This window comes from Vreelandella sp. ssv, from assembly GCF_059448525.1.
Map to the genome: position 1 here is coordinate 2,979,923 of NZ_CM182545.1, position 19,324 is coordinate 2,999,246.

The 19,324-nt window shown below is 54.2% G+C and carries 21 protein-coding genes; 6 read left to right on the forward strand and 15 right to left on the reverse strand.

Annotated elements, in window-relative coordinates:
• Positions 1 to 55 precede the first annotated feature (55 nt).
• Both AC5TBW_RS13600 and fabV read right to left on the reverse strand, forming a co-directional pair.
• The gene (locus AC5TBW_RS13600; protein WP_495509075.1) at positions 56 to 271 is read right to left on the reverse strand and encodes a hypothetical protein; all 216 of its coding nucleotides are present in this window, start codon (positions 269 to 271) and stop codon (positions 56 to 58) included.
• 55 nt (positions 272 to 326) lie between these two features.
• Positions 327 to 1,538, reverse strand: coding sequence for an enoyl-ACP reductase FabV (fabV, locus tag AC5TBW_RS13605; RefSeq protein WP_495509076.1), 1,212 nt, complete (start codon positions 1,536 to 1,538; stop codon positions 327 to 329).
• Between the two features lie 202 nt (positions 1,539 to 1,740).
• On the opposite strand from fabV, the gene AC5TBW_RS13610 reads away from it, so the two are divergent.
• The gene (locus tag AC5TBW_RS13610) at positions 1,741 to 2,127 is read left to right on the forward strand and encodes a DUF7079 family protein (protein WP_495509077.1); all 387 of its coding nucleotides are present in this window, start codon (positions 1,741 to 1,743) and stop codon (positions 2,125 to 2,127) included.
• Here the strand turns inward: AC5TBW_RS13610 and AC5TBW_RS13615 are convergent.
• Positions 2,124 to 2,615 (reverse strand): glutathione peroxidase, encoded by a 492-nt coding sequence (locus tag AC5TBW_RS13615; RefSeq protein ID WP_495509078.1) that lies wholly within the window; start codon positions 2,613 to 2,615, stop codon positions 2,124 to 2,126. The genes AC5TBW_RS13610 and AC5TBW_RS13615 overlap by 4 nt on opposite strands.
• 57 nt (positions 2,616 to 2,672) lie before the next feature.
• Positions 2,673 to 3,290, reverse strand: coding sequence for a LysE family translocator (locus AC5TBW_RS13620; RefSeq protein ID WP_495509079.1), 618 nt, complete (start codon positions 3,288 to 3,290; stop codon positions 2,673 to 2,675).
• Positions 3,291 to 3,517: 227 nt separating this feature from the next.
• On the opposite strand from AC5TBW_RS13620, the gene AC5TBW_RS13625 reads away from it, so the two are divergent.
• On the forward strand, positions 3,518 to 4,252 hold the full coding sequence (locus AC5TBW_RS13625; RefSeq protein ID WP_495509080.1) for a YebC/PmpR family DNA-binding transcriptional regulator: 735 nt from the start codon (positions 3,518 to 3,520) through the stop codon (positions 4,250 to 4,252).
• Here the strand turns inward: AC5TBW_RS13625 and AC5TBW_RS13630 are convergent.
• Both AC5TBW_RS13630 and AC5TBW_RS13635 read right to left on the reverse strand, forming a co-directional pair.
• Complete coding sequence (locus AC5TBW_RS13630) at positions 4,249 to 5,100, reverse strand: mechanosensitive ion channel family protein (RefSeq protein ID WP_495509081.1); 852 nt, start codon at positions 5,098 to 5,100, stop codon at positions 4,249 to 4,251. The two genes, AC5TBW_RS13625 and AC5TBW_RS13630, sit on opposite strands and share 4 nt — an antisense overlap.
• 37 nt (positions 5,101 to 5,137) lie before the next feature.
• Entirely contained in the window at positions 5,138 to 6,292 is a 1,155-nt protein-coding gene (locus tag AC5TBW_RS13635; RefSeq protein WP_495509082.1) for a hypothetical protein, read from the reverse strand.
• 150 nt (positions 6,293 to 6,442) lie between these two features.
• Between AC5TBW_RS13635 and AC5TBW_RS13640 the strand changes: the two genes are divergently transcribed.
• Complete coding sequence (locus AC5TBW_RS13640; protein WP_495509083.1) at positions 6,443 to 6,709, forward strand: hypothetical protein; 267 nt, start codon at positions 6,443 to 6,445, stop codon at positions 6,707 to 6,709.
• An 86-nt stretch (positions 6,710 to 6,795) separates the two neighbouring features.
• On the opposite strand, the gene AC5TBW_RS13645 is transcribed toward AC5TBW_RS13640, so the two are convergent.
• The 6 genes from AC5TBW_RS13645 to ybaK form a co-directional block, all read right to left on the reverse strand.
• Positions 6,796 to 7,803 carry a zinc-dependent alcohol dehydrogenase family protein gene (locus AC5TBW_RS13645; protein ID WP_495509084.1) on the reverse strand — a complete coding sequence of 336 codons (1,008 nt, stop codon included), beginning with the start codon at positions 7,801 to 7,803 and terminating at the stop codon, positions 6,796 to 6,798.
• A 35-nt stretch (positions 7,804 to 7,838) separates the two neighbouring features.
• Positions 7,839 to 9,743, reverse strand: a complete 1,905-nt coding sequence (locus AC5TBW_RS13650; RefSeq protein ID WP_495509085.1) for an ABC transporter ATP-binding protein — start codon at positions 9,741 to 9,743, stop codon at positions 7,839 to 7,841.
• A gap of 77 nt (positions 9,744 to 9,820) precedes the next feature.
• Positions 9,821 to 10,846, reverse strand: coding sequence for an AbrB family transcriptional regulator (locus AC5TBW_RS13655; protein WP_495511969.1), 1,026 nt, complete (start codon positions 10,844 to 10,846; stop codon positions 9,821 to 9,823).
• A gap of 182 nt (positions 10,847 to 11,028) precedes the next feature.
• Positions 11,029 to 11,904, reverse strand: a complete 876-nt coding sequence (locus tag AC5TBW_RS13660) for a PA4780 family RIO1-like protein kinase (protein WP_495509086.1) — start codon at positions 11,902 to 11,904, stop codon at positions 11,029 to 11,031.
• Between the two features lie 33 nt (positions 11,905 to 11,937).
• Positions 11,938 to 13,371, reverse strand: coding sequence for an ATP-dependent RNA helicase DbpA (gene dbpA / locus AC5TBW_RS13665; protein WP_495511970.1), 1,434 nt, complete (start codon positions 13,369 to 13,371; stop codon positions 11,938 to 11,940).
• A gap of 87 nt (positions 13,372 to 13,458) precedes the next feature.
• On the reverse strand, positions 13,459 to 13,926 hold the full coding sequence (gene ybaK, locus AC5TBW_RS13670; RefSeq protein WP_495511971.1) for a Cys-tRNA(Pro) deacylase: 468 nt from the start codon (positions 13,924 to 13,926) through the stop codon (positions 13,459 to 13,461).
• A 223-nt stretch (positions 13,927 to 14,149) separates the two neighbouring features.
• Here ybaK and AC5TBW_RS13675 point away from each other — a divergent pair, with 223 nt between their 5' ends.
• On the forward strand, positions 14,150 to 14,335 hold the full coding sequence (locus tag AC5TBW_RS13675; protein WP_495509087.1) for a DUF3008 family protein: 186 nt from the start codon (positions 14,150 to 14,152) through the stop codon (positions 14,333 to 14,335).
• 63 nt (positions 14,336 to 14,398) lie between these two features.
• On the opposite strand, the gene AC5TBW_RS13680 is transcribed toward AC5TBW_RS13675, so the two are convergent.
• Both AC5TBW_RS13680 and AC5TBW_RS13685 read right to left on the reverse strand, forming a co-directional pair.
• The gene (locus AC5TBW_RS13680; protein ID WP_495509088.1) at positions 14,399 to 14,671 is read right to left on the reverse strand and encodes a hypothetical protein; all 273 of its coding nucleotides are present in this window, start codon (positions 14,669 to 14,671) and stop codon (positions 14,399 to 14,401) included.
• Positions 14,672 to 14,771: 100 nt separating this feature from the next.
• The gene (locus tag AC5TBW_RS13685; protein WP_495509089.1) at positions 14,772 to 15,638 is read right to left on the reverse strand and encodes a cation diffusion facilitator family transporter; all 867 of its coding nucleotides are present in this window, start codon (positions 15,636 to 15,638) and stop codon (positions 14,772 to 14,774) included.
• Positions 15,639 to 15,753: 115 nt separating this feature from the next.
• Between AC5TBW_RS13685 and AC5TBW_RS13690 the strand changes: the two genes are divergently transcribed.
• Complete coding sequence (locus AC5TBW_RS13690; protein ID WP_495509090.1) at positions 15,754 to 16,623, forward strand: LysR family transcriptional regulator; 870 nt, start codon at positions 15,754 to 15,756, stop codon at positions 16,621 to 16,623.
• A gap of 193 nt (positions 16,624 to 16,816) precedes the next feature.
• The gene (locus AC5TBW_RS13695) at positions 16,817 to 18,226 is read left to right on the forward strand and encodes a PhoH family protein (RefSeq protein WP_495509091.1); all 1,410 of its coding nucleotides are present in this window, start codon (positions 16,817 to 16,819) and stop codon (positions 18,224 to 18,226) included.
• Between the two features lie 76 nt (positions 18,227 to 18,302).
• Here AC5TBW_RS13695 and AC5TBW_RS13700 read toward each other — a convergent pair whose 3' ends face one another.
• Positions 18,303 to 19,286 carry a YihY/virulence factor BrkB family protein gene (locus tag AC5TBW_RS13700; protein ID WP_495509092.1) on the reverse strand — a complete coding sequence of 328 codons (984 nt, stop codon included), beginning with the start codon at positions 19,284 to 19,286 and terminating at the stop codon, positions 18,303 to 18,305.
• Positions 19,287 to 19,324: the final 38 nt, after the last annotated feature.

A 19,324-nucleotide genomic window follows, 5' to 3' on the forward strand; every position in this document is an offset into this window, starting at 1 on the left:
CATGGACGCAAATTGCCGAGCGCTAGGCCCGGCAAAAACGAAGCATGGTTAAGCGTTAGTTACCGCGATTAATGATGCCTAGCACGATGATACTCACCACAATCACTCCCAGAATGATGACCACCAGCGGGAGTAATTTATATAAACCGCCTGGTCGCTGCTTGGCTTCAGGCTGAAGGTGCGGTTTTGAGGCTTCATAATCCTCTGGCACCCGCTCATTGATGATGTGCTGTTTTTCTTCTTCCGGGGTTTTGCTTTCCCTAGTATCCATAAACACCTCCCGCGCACCGGTCGAATTGGGCGGCGCTACCGCCCCAGTGAATGGCTTACAGATTCACGACATCAAACGTCACCTCTGGGTTGACATCGGCATCGTAATCTACGTCGTCACGCTCAAAGCCAAATAGCTTCAAAAACTCGTGCTTGTAACCAGCATAGTCGGTAATTTCGAATAAGTTCTCGGTCGTCACCTCTGGCCATAGATCCTGACAAGCTTGTTGAACATCGTCGCGCAACTCCCAGTCATCCATACGCAAACGCCCGGCCTCATCAGTTACCAACTCGCCCCGCTGACCTTGGGTGGAATAGAGCTGCTCACCGAATAGACGATTCAACTGGTCAATGGTGCCTTCGTGCAGGCCCTGCTCTTTCATGATGCGATAGACCATGGCGATATAAAGTGGCATGACCGGGATCGCTGCGCTCGCCTGGGTGACAACCGATTTCAGCACGGCAACGTTGGCACCACCGCCACTCGCTTTTAATTTGCTGTCAATCGCCGTGGCAGCGCGGTCCAGGTCTTCCTTGGCTTTACCCAGTGCACCGTGCCAGTAAATCGGCCAAGTGATTTCAGTGCCGATATAACTAAACGCTACGCTGCGCGAGCCTTTTGCCAACACACCGGCTTGATCAAGCGCGTCCATCCACAGTTCCCAGTCTTCGCCGCCCATCACGGTAATAGTGTCGTCGATCTCTTGCTGGGTGGCAGGCTCTACTTCTGCTTCGATAATCGCGTCTTTATTGGTGTCGATAGCGGTGGCGCGGTAGGTTTCACCAATCGGCTTCAAGCTTGAGCGCTTCAGTTCGCCGCTATCCGGCAGCTTACGCACGGGCGATGCCAGCGAGTAAACCACGAGATCAATCTCGCCCATGTCTTGCTTGATCAACTCGATGGCTTTTTCCCGTGCTTCATGGGAGAACGCATCGCCGTTAATCGACTTGCTGTAGAGCCCTTCCTGCTTGGCAAACTTATCGAAAGCGGCACTGTTGTACCAGCCTGCGGTGCCTGGCTTTTTATCGGTGGCAGGTTTTTCGAAAAACACACCCAGGGTGTCGGCGCCATAGCCAAAGGCTGCGGTAATCCGCGCGGCCAGGCCATAGCCACTTGATGCACCAATCACCAGCACTTTCTTCGGGCCAGCCTGCTTATCCAAACCGCGGGCACGCGTTGCTTCAATCTGCTCGCGGACATTCTGCTCGCAGCCAATAGGGTGAGTGGTGGTACAAATAAAGCCGCGCACTTTGGGTTTAATAATCACATCGAACCTCATAATCGGATTGATTTAGCGTTTGACATCATAACTAGCGACATCGTTTTGCCATAGCAACGTCATGACTCAGTGGGGCTATTCTAGCTGTCTCCGTGCGCCCTGTCCGCTCCTGCGCTATTGTCCCCATTGAGAAACAGCCGCTTTCGCGTCACGATAGCCGCTTAAGCACCCACTTCCCAATGAGGCGACCATGAATGCGCAGCAGCTAGTAGATGAACGCGGCGATCTTTGGCTAGCGTTAGCACCGCTGTGGCTAGACCGTGAGCCCAGCGAGCGCGATTACGCGCGGATGGTTGAGGTCGTGCAGCGCTACGATATGACGCTTAAGGAGCTTGAGTGGATGTTCCGGCTGGAAATGGCGCCGGTGATGTCTCGCCACCAGCTCTCAATTGCCAGCGAGTGGCGGCAATTTGACGACTATAAGCTGATGAAGCAGTTGGTCAATCACAACATGCGCCTGACGGGCTGGCGACGCAAAAGCTGGGCGCTTTTTTCTGGCTTAACGACCCTGATGGTTCGCCATCGCTGGAACGCGCTCATGAGCCGTGTGGCCGTGGCGCGGGGGGAGCAGGTCTAAGGATAAGGCTGATCCAAGGCTTTTTCCAAGGCCAGACGCAGTGGAGCACCGTGGTCGCGAGGACCAAAGCGGGCGATTACCTTGCCATCACGGCCGACCAGAAACTTGGTAAAGTTCCACTTGATCAATTGGGTGCCCAGCACACCGGGAGCCTCACGCTTGAGCAGTACAAACAGAGGATGCGCATCGCTGCCATTGACGTTGACCTTTTCCAATAGCGGAAAACTCACCCCAAACCTCTGCTCGCCGAATTGGCAGAAGGCTTGGGCACTTTCCGGTGTCTGACGGCCAAACTGGTTGCACGGGAAACCGAGTACGGTGAAACCACGGTCCCGGTAGCGTTGAAAGAGGGTCTCAAACTCGCTTAATTGCGGGGTAAAACCACACTGGCTGGCCACGTTAACCACCAGCAGCACCTGGCCGCGCAGCGCACGTAAGTTAAACGGCAGCCCTTGGTGGGTATAGCACTCTTGATCGTAAATTTGCATTACTCAGCCCCACAAAACCCTAACGGCATAGCTATCACCATGCCACGGCTGTGCTTTTCACACCAGTGGCCCAGCGACCACTCTCAGTGCCAGCGCAATCAGCAACACCCCGGTGATGCGGTTGATCCAATGAGCACGCTGTTGCAGCCAGGGCAAAATCCTTGAGTGGGAAAGCACCACGGCTACTAGCACGTACCACCCCCCGTCAATAATCATTGCCGTTAACACTATTATAGCTTTCGCTAGCGCGCTCATTTCCGGCGTTACAAACTGACTCAGCAGTGCAACAAAAAACAGAATCAGCTTTGGGTTGCCTAAAGCGACCAGTACGCCCTCTTTGGCTGCCTGCCCCCGGCTAGCAGTAATGGCACTTGGCTGAAAAGCGCCCGTTCGACCAGCACGTAACGCTTTAACCCCTAGCCATGCCAGATAGGCGGCGCCGCACCAGGTAATTAATTGGAACAGCAGCGGAAAACCTGCGATTAATGCACCGAGCCCCCAAACGGTGAGCAGCGCATAGAAACCCACGCCCAAGGTATGGAAAATTGCGGCGGTCACACCAGCAAAGCGGCCCCCCCCCAGCGTATGACGCAGAACGAGCGCTAAGCTTGGCCCTGGCGACATAGCGCCCATGGCACAGATGGCGGCAAGCGAAAGCCACAGTGTCAACGGCATACCAGTTTCTCCATAGGGGTCGGGATCATAATGTGTAGCGTTAGTGGCCAGTATACGCGAAGCCAAGCAACACTTCGGCCAGCGTCTTAAATAACGCTGTTAGCATGGTACGCTGTTGGGTAAAATTTACCTTTTCGCTCTTTTTCACTCTTTTGAAAACATCGGCCCCGCTGCTCAATGCGCGGGGCATATAGAAAACTTAGGTTTAGAAAACAAAGGACGGCAACATGGGTAGGGCTTTTCAGAACCGTAAGGAATCCATGGCCAAAACGGCCGATGCAAAGACCAAGGTCTATAGCAAATATGGACGCGAAATTTACGTTTGCGCTAAAGCTGGTGGCACCGACCCTAACGGTAACTTAGCACTGCGCGGTTTAATGGAGCGGGCTAAGAAAGACCAAGTGCCTTCTCACGTCATTGATAAAGCACTCGACAAAGCCAGTGGTGCCGGTGGTGAAGATTTCTCTACCGCTCGCTACGAAGGCTTCGGCCCCGGCAATGTGATGGTGATTGTTGACTGTCTTACCGACAATCCCAACCGCACCTTTGGCGATGTGCGCGGCTGCTTTACCAAAACCAAGAGCAAAATTGGTACGCCCGGTAGCGTTAGCCATATGTTCGACCACTGCGCTATCTTCTCCTTCACTGGAAGCGATGAAGACGGCGTGCTGGAAGCATTGATGGAAGCCGACGTCGATGTTACCGACATTGAGCAGGAAGGCGAACGCATCACAGTCTTCGCCCCGCATACCGATTACGCCAAAGCCAAACAGGCGCTGCTGGATGCATTCGGTGACATTGACTTTGAGGTTGACGAGATTCAGTTTCTACCGCAAACCACCACGCCGGTTGAAGGCGATGATGTGGCAATGTTTGAAAAATTCCTCGGCATGCTCAACGAATTGGACGACGTACAAAACGTCTACCACAGCGGTGAACTCCCCGAAGAGAGTGATAGTTAATCATTACCTCTTGAGGAAGCCGATCCCACCGCGCTACGGGTATCCAGAGCCGCATCTGGTGGCAACATCGCGGACTGGATGCCCGCGGCACTCAGCACTGCTTTGCCGCGTAAGGTGAGATCGGTAATAAACAGAAACTGCTGGCGGGGATCCACGGGATAGGCGCGTATGCGGTAGTGGGTTCCCCAGGGTTTCTCTTCGGCCACCACAATGATCGGTTGGTCAAATTTAAGGTAGGCGCTGGTCAGCGCTACATCGCGCAGTGCTTTGCGCACCCAGCCAGCTTCGTGCTCGGGGTGAAGATAAAAGCTCGCCACGCACTGCAGGCTTGTACCGCCGTTGTTGGCATTATAAACAGCGTGATCCCAGAGTTTTAAATGCGGCACATAGACTAAATCATCGTCAGGGGTTTGGATGTCTACGGTGCGTAAGCCAACGTGTTTTACCTCGCCGTAGGTATCTTCGATTTGAACCCAGTCACCGGGCCGATAAGGCAGTTCTATCGCTGAAACAACGCCTGCTATCAGGCTGCTAACGTAATCTTTCATGGCAAAGCCAATGGCTAAGCCTAGTGCCCCCATCAGGGTTACCATGTTGCGTAGCGATGGCTCGATAATAATCGGTACGATGATGGCGAGTGCAGTAATCAAAATTAGCAAGCGCGTCATCGGCACCAAGGCAAAAATACGAAAACGTACTTGACCGTGCATGCGGCTGGCTAGCCAATTTAACCCACGCTGGCTGACGATGATCAGCACAATGGTACCTAACAGCACTACCCCTAGGGTAATCAGCGCTTGGCTATCAACATCGTTGAATAGTCGTGCGTACTTCTTTTGTTCTTCCATGGTGCCCTCCGCGGGCCTGTCACTTTAGAAGGGCTGCTTACAGGGGATCGACCAAATAATTACGCGATTCCAGCAGTTGGCGAACACTTGCATAGCTTAACGGTGTAATTTGCCACCGCCCTTCGCAGCTTGAAACAATCCCTTTGCGCTGCAAAGCTAATCGGGCATTGAGTGCTTCATGGTGTGAAAATGGCAACACCTGTCCCAGCGAGTGATCATCCAGCCCGCCGTGGATCAATAGCGCATGCAGTACCAGCGTGGCAACATCACCGGTATCAGTGGAAAGCTCCGCCTCGGCGAGTGCATCTACTAGCCAAAGCGCCTCTACATCATCTGATTTTGGCTCACGCAACCGCTCTCGCCAGTAGTGCCAAGCAAGGCCTATATGACCGCGGCAGTGGGCCGCTAAACGCTGTAGCTCTTTATTAGAATTTGCGGGTTTATCGCTTTGATTGGATGATGAGTCAGGCAATACCTGGTTACCAGTTCGCGTGCTGTAAACAGGCAAAGGCTGTCCCGAATGTGTCGCGATGTCTGCAAAATATCGCGACAGCTGCTCGCCTTCCATCGATTGAAGTGTAAACACCGGTGCTCCATCAATACCGATCACCCGTTGAAGGAAGGCATAGGTCCAGCTGTCACAGCCAATCACCCCCCTGCCTAACCGACCACTTAACGCGCGCTCAAGAAACTCTCGAATGCCCTGAACGCCCTGGGTATGACGTAAAAAGTAGCGCTCCAGAGCTGGAACGGCCCATTCTCGTTGATTGATACAACGCTCTACCCACTGAGTGCTCCCCTCGGCGAGTTCGCTAAGTGTGGGCGGCGCTAAGCAGGCGATATGATGCTTTTCAGCCCAACGGGTTACCACCGAGTCGTGACCGCTGTAGGGCGTCGTAATAAAGAACGTTATCGGCGCTTCCTGGCCTTCGAGCTGTTGCCCTAACGCCTTCGCCGCAGGAGCCCAATCAATGGGCGGCACTAAATGCGCCAGCTTAACCTTAGGTAGCGCGCGCAACTCACTTTCATCTTTCACCTGCTGCTCAGCGCTATTCTTACCCCCCAGCCACGTCGAGACCGAGCGTAGCGAGCGTCGCCACTGGCTTGCCTGGGTCTGTTCGGGGGTACGAAATTGATCAAGCTCGACGACTACCCACAATGGTGTCTCGACTGTTGATGATGGCTCCCCCATGACATTGCCCCTATGGCTAGCGATAAGCGCTCACTTTAGCACGGCGCATCCAGCTTCTAACCTCACAGACGAACTAATGGTCTAAAATAAAGTCTTTATAGACAGTAAGTAGGGCACATAAAGGACTATTGTATTTTTAAGGAGAGAGCGATGAGTGTTGTTCATGTTAGCGAAGAAGAGCTGCACGACAAGCTTGAGAAGTGTATAGCCGGTGAGCGTTTACTGATTGAGCATGAAGGCAATCGATTTAGTGCCAGAATCCAGCACGTCGGTTTAGAAGGTGTGAAGGTAATACCTGAATCAGAGATGAAAAACAGCCACAAAACGCCTGGGGATGTGGAGGGTGTTACGGTGCCCTACGATGAGATCCTGGAGCTTGAAGTAAAAGGTGTGGTCTATAGTCGCCTACCCGAGTAGTCCCTTGCACGCCCTGAAACCTGCCATCAGGACACGGCGTGCAAGCTGACTTTTATCGATTGCTAAAAACCTAGGTTGTTAAGGTCTTAAAATGTCAGGCAGATCTTACCAAAGTGCTGACCTGACTCCTGGTGGCGGAAAGCGTTAGCAATTTCAGCCAGCGGGAATTCGCGATCAATCACCGGATGCATATCGAACGTTTCGAGAGCACGAATCATCTCGATCTGCTGACGACGACTGCCGACAATTAAGCCTTTCAAACTCGCCTGTTTGGCCATTAATTTGGCCGTAGGCACCTCACCCTCACGTCCCGTGAGCACGCCTATCAGGGCGATATGACCACCAATTTTCACAGCTTCAATGGACTGCGGTAGTGTGCCCGGGCCGCCGACTTCAACAACATGATCAACGCCGTCGCCGTTGGTAAGCTCTTTAACTCGCTTACCCCAATCGGGTGTCTCTTTGTAGTTGATGGTGTGTTCAGCGCCCATCTCGCGCAGTCGTGCCAGCTTTTCGTTAGACGATGACGTCGCAATCACGTTGGCGCCCATCAGACGAGCAAACTGCAGGGCAAAAATGGACACCCCGCCGGTGCCCAGCACCAGTACAGTATCACCCGCTTTAATGCCGCCATCGACGACCAAGGCCCGCCAAGCGGTCAAGCCTGCAGTGGTTAGCGTGGCCGATTCCGCATGGCTGTAACCCTTCGGCTGATGGGTAAACCACTCAACGGGGCGCACAACCTGCTCACGGGCATAGCCGTCTTCGCCGTCGCCAGGCGTAGTGCGAAAATCTCCCACTCTGGCTGGGCCTTCCAACCAAGTCGGGAAGAAGGTCGACACCACGTGATCGCCCACTGCGAACTCGCTTACGCCATCACCGACCGCTTCCACCACACCGGCGCCATCAGACATGGGAATGCGCTGGTCTTCCGTTGGAATCATCCCCGCGACCACGGCGTAGTCATGAAAATTCAGCGAGCTGGCGTGTAGACGGACCTTGATTTCACCCGCCCCCGGCTCACCGGGGGCCTCCGCTTGCTGCACCTTGAGGTTGTCTAGCCCGCCGGGCTGCTGCAATGTAATCATTTGCATCGTGTACCTCCTTCGAAGCAGTAGCTGCTACCGCATTATGTGTAAGACACGTTAGCAGACGAAGCATCTTCTGACACGTCCAAGCCCAAGAAACCACCGGACTGACGCTGCCAGAGGCTGGCATAAATACCGTCTTTCATCAGCAGCTCCTGGTGCGTACCGGTTTCGACGATACGGCCTTCATCCACCACTATCAGCCGGTCGAGCATGGCAATCGTGGAAAGTCGATGGGCAATGGCAATCACCGTTTTGCCTTCCATCAGCGTATCCAACTGCTCCTGGATGGCGGCCTCCACTTCAGAATCCAGCGCCGAGGTAGCCTCATCCAACACCAGGATTGGCGCATTTTTGAGCAATACCCGGGCAATCGCGATGCGTTGACGCTGGCCGCCTGAAAGCTTAACGCCTCGCTCACCCACATGGGCGTCTAACCCTCTACGCCCCTTCGGGTCGACCAGCTCATTGATAAAGGTGTCCGCATGAGCGCGGCACACTGCGCTCCAAACATCTTCGTCACTGGCATGGGGGCTGCCGTAACGAATGTTGTCACGCAACGAACGGTGCAGCAGCGACGTGTCCTGGGTGACCATACCAATCTGGTGGCGTAATGAGGTTTGTGTCACTTCAGCGATATTCTGATCATCAATCAGAATACGCCCCCCCTGCACATCGTAGAAACGCAGCAGCAGGTTAGCGAGGGTGGATTTACCCGCCCCAGAGCGTCCAATCAAGCCGATTTTCTCACCGGGAGCGATAGTGAGGTTCAAACCATCAAACACGGTTTTGCTTTCGCCTTTAGCCTGCTCGTAACCAAAGCGCATGGCGTCGAAACGAATCTCCCCTTTCGGTACATTCAGGGGCAATGCACCTGGGATATCACGCACCGTCGGCTCCTGGGCGATGGTGTTCATGCCATCTTGCACGGTACCGATATTTTCAAACAGTCCTGCTACTTCCCACAAAATCCAGTCGGACATGAAGCGAATACGCATGACCAGCGCAATGGCGATCGCCAGCACGCCCAGCGAAATAGCTTCCATATACCAAGCGCTGATGGCCATAGCGGCCGTGCCCACCAGTAACGCGGTATTTAACAGCGTGAGACCTACGCTCATGATCGTCACCAACCGCATCTGGCGGTGAACGGTGACCATAAAACCCTCCATGGCATCTTTGGCGTAACTTTGTTCACGCTCGGTGTCGGCAAATAGCTTGATGGTTTGAATATTGCTGTAGCTATCCACCACACGTCCGGTCATCTGCGCTCGGGCATCCGCCTGAGCCATGGAGACGTCGCGCAGGCGCGGCACGAAGAAGCGCATAATCCCCAAATAACCCACCAACCATAGCCCCAGCGGAATAAGCAGCAAGAGATCCGCCCGACCTAACAAAAAGGCCGCACCGGTAAAGTAGACAATGGCGTAAACCAGCAGCCCCATCACTTTCGTCACGGTTTCGCGGATCGCCAGTGCCGTCTGCATTACCTTTTGCGAGACCCGGCCAGCAAATTCGTCCTGATAAAACGCCAAACTCTGGCTCAGCATATGCCGATGCGATAACCAGCGGCCGATCATCGGGTAGTTACCGAATATACTTTGATGGGTGACCAATGACTGCAACAGCACTAACAGCGGCAAGCCGATCAGCATTGCTAACCCGAGCCCTGAAAGCCATAGCCCGTTTTCAGCCCAAAAGCCGGCACGCTCAACGTTGCCTAACCAATCCACTAACTGGCCCATGTAGCTGAAGAAAACCACTTCAGCCGCCGACACCAGCGCCGTGAATAGGGTCATTAACAGCAGCAGCGGCAGCATCGGACGGGAAAAGTGCACGATAAACGGAATTAACCCTTTAGGTGGTGTTTGCACCTCGCCTTCGGGGTAGGGGTTAACCCGCGTTTCGAAGTAACGAAATAGCGGCTGTAAAACACGCGATAGCATGATGTTTCCTTACGTCACTGGCGTTGGTATTGACGGTCTTTGGGTTATTTATGATTTAACGTTGAATTGTTCGAGTATCAAGAAGTGGAGCGGCGCATCAACCAGCGTGCCCAGAACGGGGCAATGATCATCAGGGTGACCATCCTCAGTAAGTGGTGGAAGGCAACAAATACCGGATCGATATTTAACGCTACCGCTAAGATCGCCATTTCACCAATGCCGCCGGGTGCCAGCGCCAGTAGCGCCACATCGCGCCCGACGCCCAACAGCTGATGGATTAGCTCGGCAAACAGTGCCAACACTATCAGCGCTAACAACGTGGCAACGCCTGACTGCCATAAATAGCGGCCAAAAAGCCTGCGTGTCATACCTTGAAAGCGCGATCCAATGGCACTGCCCAAGACCCATAGCATCACGTTCATTCCCCACCCAGGCAGAGTGAGACTGGCAATATCAAAGCCAGATAATAGAGCAGCCATCAGCAGTGGAGCCAGCAGTGCAGAGCTGGGAATGCGAAGCCATCGGCCGAGCGGCAACAGGAGCGGGATCAGCAGTAGCATCCAACCATGCTCCAAGCCACTGTGCGCAGGTCCAATACCCTCGCCCCCGCCTTCATAGGCCCAAAATAGGGACGGCAAAAAAAGAATGACTAAAATGATGCGTAGCGACTGGGCGACGGCAATGCGCTGTGGATCCCCGCCACACTTTTCACCCAGCAGGATCATCGCTGTCATGGCGCCAGGAGAAGCGCCAAACCAGGCACTGACCGGGTCAAAACCGCAGCGGCGATACCAGGCAGCGGCAACGGCGGTGGACGCTGCCACCCCCAGCAGTAATAGCGCAGCGGAAACCGGCCAATCCAACACGCGGTGTGCCAACTGCGGGGTCACCTGGCTACCCAAGACCATGCCCATCACCGCTAGAAATACGTTACGCAGTGGTTCTGGTACGGCGACCTTCACGCCTTGTGAAGAAGCCAGCAGGTTGGCAATCAAGGGGCCCAGCATCCAGGCGAGGGGTAAACCGGTCAGTTGAAACAGCGTGCCGCCGACGGCGCCAAAGGCTAACGATGTTAATAACGCTTTTGCACTCCCTGCCGACACCTCCTTTAAGCCGCCCTTCACACGTACTCCTCACCTTAGCCATGTTTTCACGGGCAGTCCTGTAAAGAGCAGAGCGGCCAACAACCGTTAACAAGCTAAGGATATCGATTTACGTCAGCTATGGCTATTGGACGGGGCTGTTCTTCAAGGACTATTGTTCAGGAGCTATCAACAGCGTTGGTTCAGTAAGGCTGTGGGATCTCGCCGTCATCATCATCATCGCGCATACGCGCCTGGCGTTCCGCCTCTTCCTCTTTGGCATCGTCAATCACTTCCATCAATTCATCGACGTTAGCAATATGGGTGTCGGCATCGAAGTGGCCAGTAAGCTTGCTATCCGGATGTAGTTCGCCAGTTTCATACAGCGCCCACATCTCTCTGCCATATTCGGTGTTCAGAAGCGCTGGCGCATACTTACCGAAATAGTCGCGCATGTTATCCACATCGCGATAGAGCATTGCTGCGGCGCTGTTATTGCCTGCGGCGTCGACGGCTTGGGGTAGATCGATAATTACCGGGCCAGAAGCATCGACCAGCACGTTAAATTCCGACAGATCGCCGTGAATCAAACCCGCGCACAGCATTTTAACCACATCTTGAATGACTTTGGCGTAGTAGTTAACGGCTTGCTCTGGCGCGAGCGTCACTTCATCCAAGCGCGGTGCCACATTCCCTTCGGCATCGCTGATCATCTCCATCAGCAACACACCGTCGACAAAACCGTGTGGTTCGGGCACTCGTACCCCCGCAGAGGCAAGACGATAAAGCGCATCGACTTCGGCATTGAGCCATGCCTGCTCCTGCTCTTTCTGGCCGTAGCGGGTTTTCTTGGCCATCGCCCGTGAACGGCGGCTGTTACGCTCTTTGCGCCCTTCCTGGTACTGAACGGCCTGTTTAAAGCTGCGTTGTTTAGCCTCTTTAAACACCTTGGCACAGCGTACTTCTTCACCGCAGCGCACCACGTAGACCTGCGCTTCTTTGCCACTCATTAACTGAACCAACACCTCGTCGATCATGCCATCATCGACCAGGGGCTGTAATCGCTTAGGGATTTTCATGGTTAGCTGCGTCGGCTCCTCTTTGGTACGCTTTCAATAACGGATACGGCGAACACGAAAAGCCCGCCCTTTTAATTTATCACGCTCGAGTTTGGCCTGAGCCTGCTGAATCACGTCGCGCTCAACGGCCACATAGGCACTGCGCGCAAGCACTTTAATTTTACCCACTTGCTCGCCGCGCAAGCCACCTTCGCTGGTCAGCGCGCCAAGAATATCGCCGGGGCGCAGTTTATCTTTTTTGCCACCGGCTAATTGCAGCGTTGCCATTAGCGGCTCAAACGGCACGGAATGCTGGGGCTTAGGCAAACTTTCAGTAGCAATAGGCTGTTCCAGCAAACCCTCTAGCCGCTCTAAGCGGTAACTCTCTTTAGGGGTTACTAGCGTACATGCAATACCGCTGGCACCAGCGCGACCCGTGCGCCCTACCCGGTGCACATGGACATCAAGCTCGCGGGCAATCTGGTAATTGAACACAGCGTCCAGCTGGGCGATGTCCAAACCACGGGCGGCAACGTCCGTGGCCACCAGAATAGAGGCACTTTGGTTAGCAAACAGAATGAGTATCCGGTCACGGTCTTTCTGCTCTAAGTCGCCATTCAGCGCCACGGCGCTAAACCCGGCATCAGTCAGCTGTTCAGCCACTGCTTGGGTTTCACGTTTGGTGTTGCAGAACACCACACTGGTGGCAGGCCGATAGGTCAGCAGTAGCTGCCGCAGGGCATCAAACCGCGCGTCTTCATTAGCGACGCTATAAAAGTGCTGCTGAATCGTGCTGGCGTCATGCACTTCGGCGATTTTCACTATCACCGGTTCACGCATCACGCCGCGGGTCATCACCGTTAGGCCGCCCGATGACTGCTCATCGGGGAAGGTCGCGCTGAACAGCAGCGTTTGGCGGTCAGTTGGGGTGTCGGCAATGATGTCATCAATTGTGGCCTGGAACCCCATATCCAGCATGCGGTCGGCTTCATCCAACACCAGTATCGAGAGCGAATCGAGGGTCAGCGACCCTTTGCGTAAATGCTCGTCAATACGCCCTGGCGTGCCTACGACAATATGCGCGCCATGCTCCAAAGAGCCGAGCTGGGGCCCAAACGGCGCACCACCGCAAAGAGTCAGTATCTTCACATTCGCCATACCACGAGCCAAACGGCGCAGCTCTTCCGCCACCTGGTCAGCAAGTTCCCGGGTGGGGCAAAGCACCAAGCCTTGTACCGCAAAGCTCTCTACCTTCAGCTTCGTCAGCAGCGCTAACCCAAAGGCTGCCGTTTTGCCTGAGCCGGTTTTCGCCTGCGCCAGCACATCGCGCCCAGCAAGCATAGGTGGCAGGCTTTCGGCCTGCACTGGCGACATTTCATGGTAGCCAAGGGACGCAAGGTTGCTCAGCAAAGCTTGCGGCAACGCTAACGAGGAGAAAGAGGAGTCAGACACGATATTACCTTGCTTGGGCCACAGGTGAGTGACCATCAGAAACACAGCGTGCGCCCCCTGGAGGGCAAGTGACGCACAAACGTAACCGCACCATACCAGAAAGTGCTTCGGCCTGCGCCGCCATCACGTTGCCAGAGGCACAAAAGTAGCCTGACTCAGGGTGGCTAGGTCTTTAGGCGAGAGTTCAATCTCTAGCCCGCGTCGCCCGGCACTGACATAAATATTGGCAAAGGTTTCTGCGGAGCTATCGATAAAGGTAGCAAGACGCCGTTTTTGGCCCAGCGGACTAACGCCGCCCAGCACGTAACCGGTGGTACGCTCTACTTCCGATGGATCTGCCATTGCGGCTTTCTTGGCCCCGGCCGCTTTGGCAATTTGCTTTAAACCTAACTGGCGATTCACCGGCACAATACCTACCGCCAATTGTTTACCATCTAGCTTCACGACTAACGTTTTAAATACCTGCTCAACCGATACGCCCAGCTTCTCTGCCGCCTCCAACCCGTAGGAGTTTGCGGTGGCATCGTGTTCATACTCATGAAGCTTAAAGGCAAATCCTGCGTGTTTCGCGCTATGAATAGCCGGTGTCATGTCGCTCTCTTCGTTAACGGCGTTGATGCTAAGGATTTTACTGTGGAGGCGCATTTCGCCCTTTAGGTTAATAGCGCGACAGGTAAAAGAAAGTCAACTGATTGGGACAGATGGAAGGTTTGACTGATGCTTATGGAAAGCTGCGCTTCAGCTACTATGCTCAATAATACAGTGCTAAATAATGAAGTGGGTAAGAAGGAAGCTAACTGAAAGGAGTCCAGCAATGCCAGCAACCTCTAAGGCGCAGCAAAAAGCGGCGGGCGCGGCGCTTTCCGCTAAGCGCGGCGAAACCAAGCCGAGTGAACTTTATGGTTCGTCTAAAGAGATGTATGACTCGATGAGCGAGGAGGAACTAGAAGAGTTCGCAAGCACAAAGCGCAAAGGCAAGCCGGAAAAGAAACAGGACTAACTCTTACCTTTGCCTACAAAACCGCCAGCTTATCGAAGCTGGCGGTTGTGGTTTTACTAACGATTACTGCTTGCAAGGCACCACTTTACGCAGGGTGTCTTTCGCCCATAGCGTTTGATCATCGGGTGTACGGCCATGCTCATTCCAACGTTCTGTAGTTTCCAGGCAGAACGAACCGGCGCTTTCGACCGTCGCATCCCGATTGGCTGGTCGTTCACCGCCAATCCGCATGACATCAGGATTGCTACTGGTATAGCTTGGGGCAATGGTAGAACTTGCACAGCCAGCGACCATAGCGGTCAGTAGCAGTACGGGTAAACAGCGGCGCAATGGCATGTTTTTACAACCCTCAACGTATCAATATTAGGCCGACACCTATTGTCGGTAGCGCTAAATAGCATTGCTTTAAACAGAACGTCAATATTTTTCGCATACATTAACCAGCAACCAGCGTCAGGCTGGTCACCGGACGCAGATTTAACCGCTTACAACGCTGCTCTACGCTATCGACAATTTCCTGGGCATCATTGAACTGTTGCTTATCAAGCTGGATATCCACCATCAGAAAACTGCCCACCTGGGCCAGACGCACATCGTCGGCGGATACATCAAAATCGGCGACATCCTTGACCACATTCTGGCGTACGCTGCTGCATGAGCCTCCAAACATAAGCTCACGTAACGCCCCTTTCACCATCCTAATCGGCATGGGCAAGAAGTAGCCTGCAATGATCAGCACCATCACCGGGTCGGCAAATCGCGCATAGCTGGCCCAGGGGGACTGGGTTAACACCCAAGTAAGCCCAAACCCAAGCATGACAGCGGCACTCAGCCAGGTATCCATCTGCCACTGGCGTAGCTCGGCGGCTAACAGCGATGAGCGCGCTACTCGAGCGTAGCGTGCCAGCCACCACCAGGTTAATAAACAGCCGGTTACGTTGACCACGCCAAACATCAGCGCCAAATCCAGCGTCACCAGGCGGCCACCATTAAGCAGGCTCCACAGGGCGGACACCAGCGACACCACACACACCATAGCGATCACTACGCCTTTGAGCAGCACCGCAAGCGGCTCCACTGTCAGCCGCCCAAAGGGGTAGTGATCATCCGCCGGTTTACGCGCCTGCTTGAGGGCATACAGCGACAACGATGCCAACACTAAGCTTAATAGCGAATAGCCACTATCAAACAGAATAGTGATCGAACCGCTGGTAAGCCCTAACGCAAGCCCGGTAAACGCGAACAGGCTGGCTGAAATGGCTGAAAATTTTAGCGCACGGCGCTCGGCAACAAAGGGGGTCACGCGGATAACTCCATAGCATTAGTCTAATTGTGCGCCATAATAGAAGGGAGTGATGATAATCACGAATCGCTCAGCGCCAAGTTAAGTGGCGCTCAATGAATCCAGCGGAACAATTATGCGTGCGGAACAGGTTCAGGCCTTTATTGATGTTACCGAACATGGCTCATTTGCCGCCGCGGCGCGGCATACCGGCCTCAAGCGGAGCACGTTAAGTGCAGCAGTGAATGCGTTAGAGGACAGTCTGGGCGTGGCGTTATTTGAGCGCTCTGGGAATAGTCTAACGCTCACCGCCGTAGGCGATAGCGTACTGCCCGATTGCTACCGGTTACTCACCAGCGCCAGCCGGATCAAAAAGCACTGCCACCAACATTTGCAGGGCGTCGAAAGCCAACTCTGCATTGCCCGCGATGACGCTTTGCCTGAAGTGTTTTGGCGCCAGGTGATGCATGACCTAAAACAGCAGTTTCCGCTCACCGCGATTTCGGTTTATTTGGTACCTCCCCAAGAACATACCCAGTTTGTGCAGCGTCAAACGGTGGATATTGCCTTCGGCCTGTATACCGCTGAAGGCATCGACGCCAACGCTGCCAACCTTGCTCCGGTCAGCATGCGTTTAGTGGCAGCGCCTAAACACCCGCTGAGTCGCCTGCCTAGCGTAAACCGCGATGACTTAGCCCAGTACACCCAAGTGTGTTTGACCCACGTGCAGGATGACAAGCTGATCAGCGAAGCACTGTTTTCAGGCAATTATCTTGGGCTAACGATGTTTGAGGTGATTCGCGACGCCGTTATCAACGCAACCGGCTGGGCGCTACTGCCTCACCCGCTGGTTAAAGGTGCCCTGGAGGCGGGCACACTGTGCACGCTCAACCACGACCTTGCGTTAGAGAGTCACTACTACCGCTACGTTGAGAGCGATAACCGCGGCGTGGTTGCCACCGCCTTATTAACCAAGGTGGCACACTTCTTAGCCTCCCAGAACTGATGCACAGAACGGGCTGACACATCGTTGAAATCTTTTTTGTGGCGAAAAACACCAAAGCCTTCCACGCTATTAAAAAGTGCTAAATAAGGAGACGCCAGGACACGCCACGTGAGGGACACAGGCAAGTGTCATCTGGGCGTAATACGCACCTGCCAGTGTCGAAGTTGCCGTCAACCAAGGAGTGATTCCAACGATGGTACGACTCGATAAGAAAGCCACTCGGCTGTATGTGTTGGACACCAATGTCCTCATTCATGACCCCGCCGCGCTTTATCACTTTGATGAGCACGATGTTGTTATCCCCATGACTGTGCTGGAGGAGCTTGATAAGCACAAAAACGGTGTTCGTGAAATCGCTCGCACGGCTCGCCAAATCAGCCGTACGCTCTCTGACCTTACTAGCCAAGTCACCTTTGATGAGATCCAACGCGGCATTCCGATTCCCCGTATCAGTGGCGAAACAGGACGCCTGCACTTCTTATGCTATAACGACTTAAAACTTTTTGACGCTCTCGACGATAGCCCTGACAACCGCATACTGGCGGAGACCTGCCGCCTGCGTGAAGAACGCCCCGACGCCTCAGTTATCCTAATCACCAAGGATATCAACCTGCGGGTTAAAGCTGCCGCATTGAAAGTGCCTGTTGAAGATTACCTTAACGACCGTGCTTTCTCCGACAGCGACGCCATGATCGAAGGCGCACAGGTTTACGCCTCAGCAGGCCATGATGGTGCGTCACTCTGGGAAACCTTGAATGTTGATGTGACCGTTGAACGCGTTGGCCACCACACGTTCTATCAACTCACTGGCAATATGCCCCGCCAATGGCACGTGGGCATGCTGGTCTCGGATAGCGAAAACGGCGCCGAGTTTGAGGCGATCATTCGTGAACTGGGGCCTTCATCGGCTCGTCTGCAACTACTGACTAACTACCGCCACCATGCAGGTGTCTGGGGCGTACACGCTCATGACAGCCGGCAGAATTTCACCTTAAACCTTCTGATGGACCCCGATATTGATCTAGTAACCATTGCGGGTAATGCCGGTACGGGTAAAACCTTTATGACCCTGGCCGCCGCCTTTCAGCAGACGCTGGATGCCAAGCTGTTTGAACGCATTGTGTTTACCCGCGCGCCGATCCCCATGGGCGAAGACATTGGCTTTCTACCCGGTACGGAGGAGGAGAAGATGTCGCCGTGGATGGGGGCCTTCCACGACAATATGGACAACCTATTACGCAATGAGGAGGGGGAATCAAGCTGGGACAATGGTGCCACGCGGCAACTAATTGGCTCGCGGGTTCAAATACGTTCACCGAGCTTTATGCGCGGCCGCACCTTAAACGACACTTTCTTAATCATCGATGAGGCGCAAAACTTCACTCCCAAACAGCTCAAGTCACTGGTCACCCGGGCGGGGCGGAATACTAAAATTGTCTGTTTGGGCAACGTTGGGCAAATCGATACGCCGTATCTCACGGCTAACACCTGCGGTATGGCGGCGGTGGTGGAGCGCTTCCGTGACTGGCCCCACGCAGGACACATCACACTGAAAAGCGTTGAACGCTCACGCTTGGCACTGGCAGCGGAGGAGTTGTTATAAAGTAGGTGAATTGAAGATCGTTCCCCCTCCTACCTCAGGGGTAGGAGGGTTTTGACCCTGTCCCGCTGCTGAGCGACTAACTCTCTGAATCATCGCCCGACCCCACCCCCGTCCGGGGGGCTCCAATCGTATCCGCGGCAAACGCTTCACGCTCGCCTATCGGGCGCGCCTCCCCAATTGTGGTGTCATTAAAGGTTTGGCGCTCCATTTCACAATTAACTTCTGCCCCAAACAGCACCACAAAAGCAGACAACCAAAACCAGATCATGAGTGCCACGACGGCACCTAACGATCCATAAAGCTCGCTGAAGGTGGAGAAATAACGCACATAAAGCGAAAGACCACCGGAACCCAATAGCCACATCACCGTTGCCAGCAGCGTGCCATAACTTAACCAGTTCCACTGCGCCGATCGCCGATAAGGCGCATAGCGATAAAGCAGCGCGATCAGCATGCTCATCATAAACAGCAACGCTGGCCAGCGCAGCCACTGTAGGATCTTATCCAACGGTGGATCAATCGCCAGGGAGTTAACCACCACCGGCACGATGGCAATAAACCCCAGCGAGATTAGCGTCATAATAATCAAGCCAAAGGTCAGGGATACCAATACCGTACCGCGGTGTAACAGACTGCGCTTCTCGGCTTCGCCATACACCACGTTAAGGCCGATCACCAAAACCGCCACCCCCTTCGAGGCAATAAACATTGCAATCAACAGCCCGGCGAGGGCACCCAAAAAGTTACCTGACTCCGCACTTTCAACCACCTGCTGAGCCTGTTGATCAATCAATTTAGCGGCATCGGGGGGCATAAAACGACTAATTTCATACAACTGCTGGCCTGCTTCATAAGGGTCAAACAGCAGACCCCAGAGTGAAATCACCGCGGCGATAGTGGGAAATAGCGCCAGCAACGCATAGAAAGCCACGCCTGCGGCCAACATGGTAATACGGTTGCGGCGAGCGGCTCGCACCACCCGCCAGGCAATATCGTGCCAGCCACGTTGCGGGATATCGCCGGGCACCTGGGCACGACGACCTCGCGCAAGCTTACCCACAGAGCGCTCCTAACAAACGCCCGCTTAAGTACGTTCCA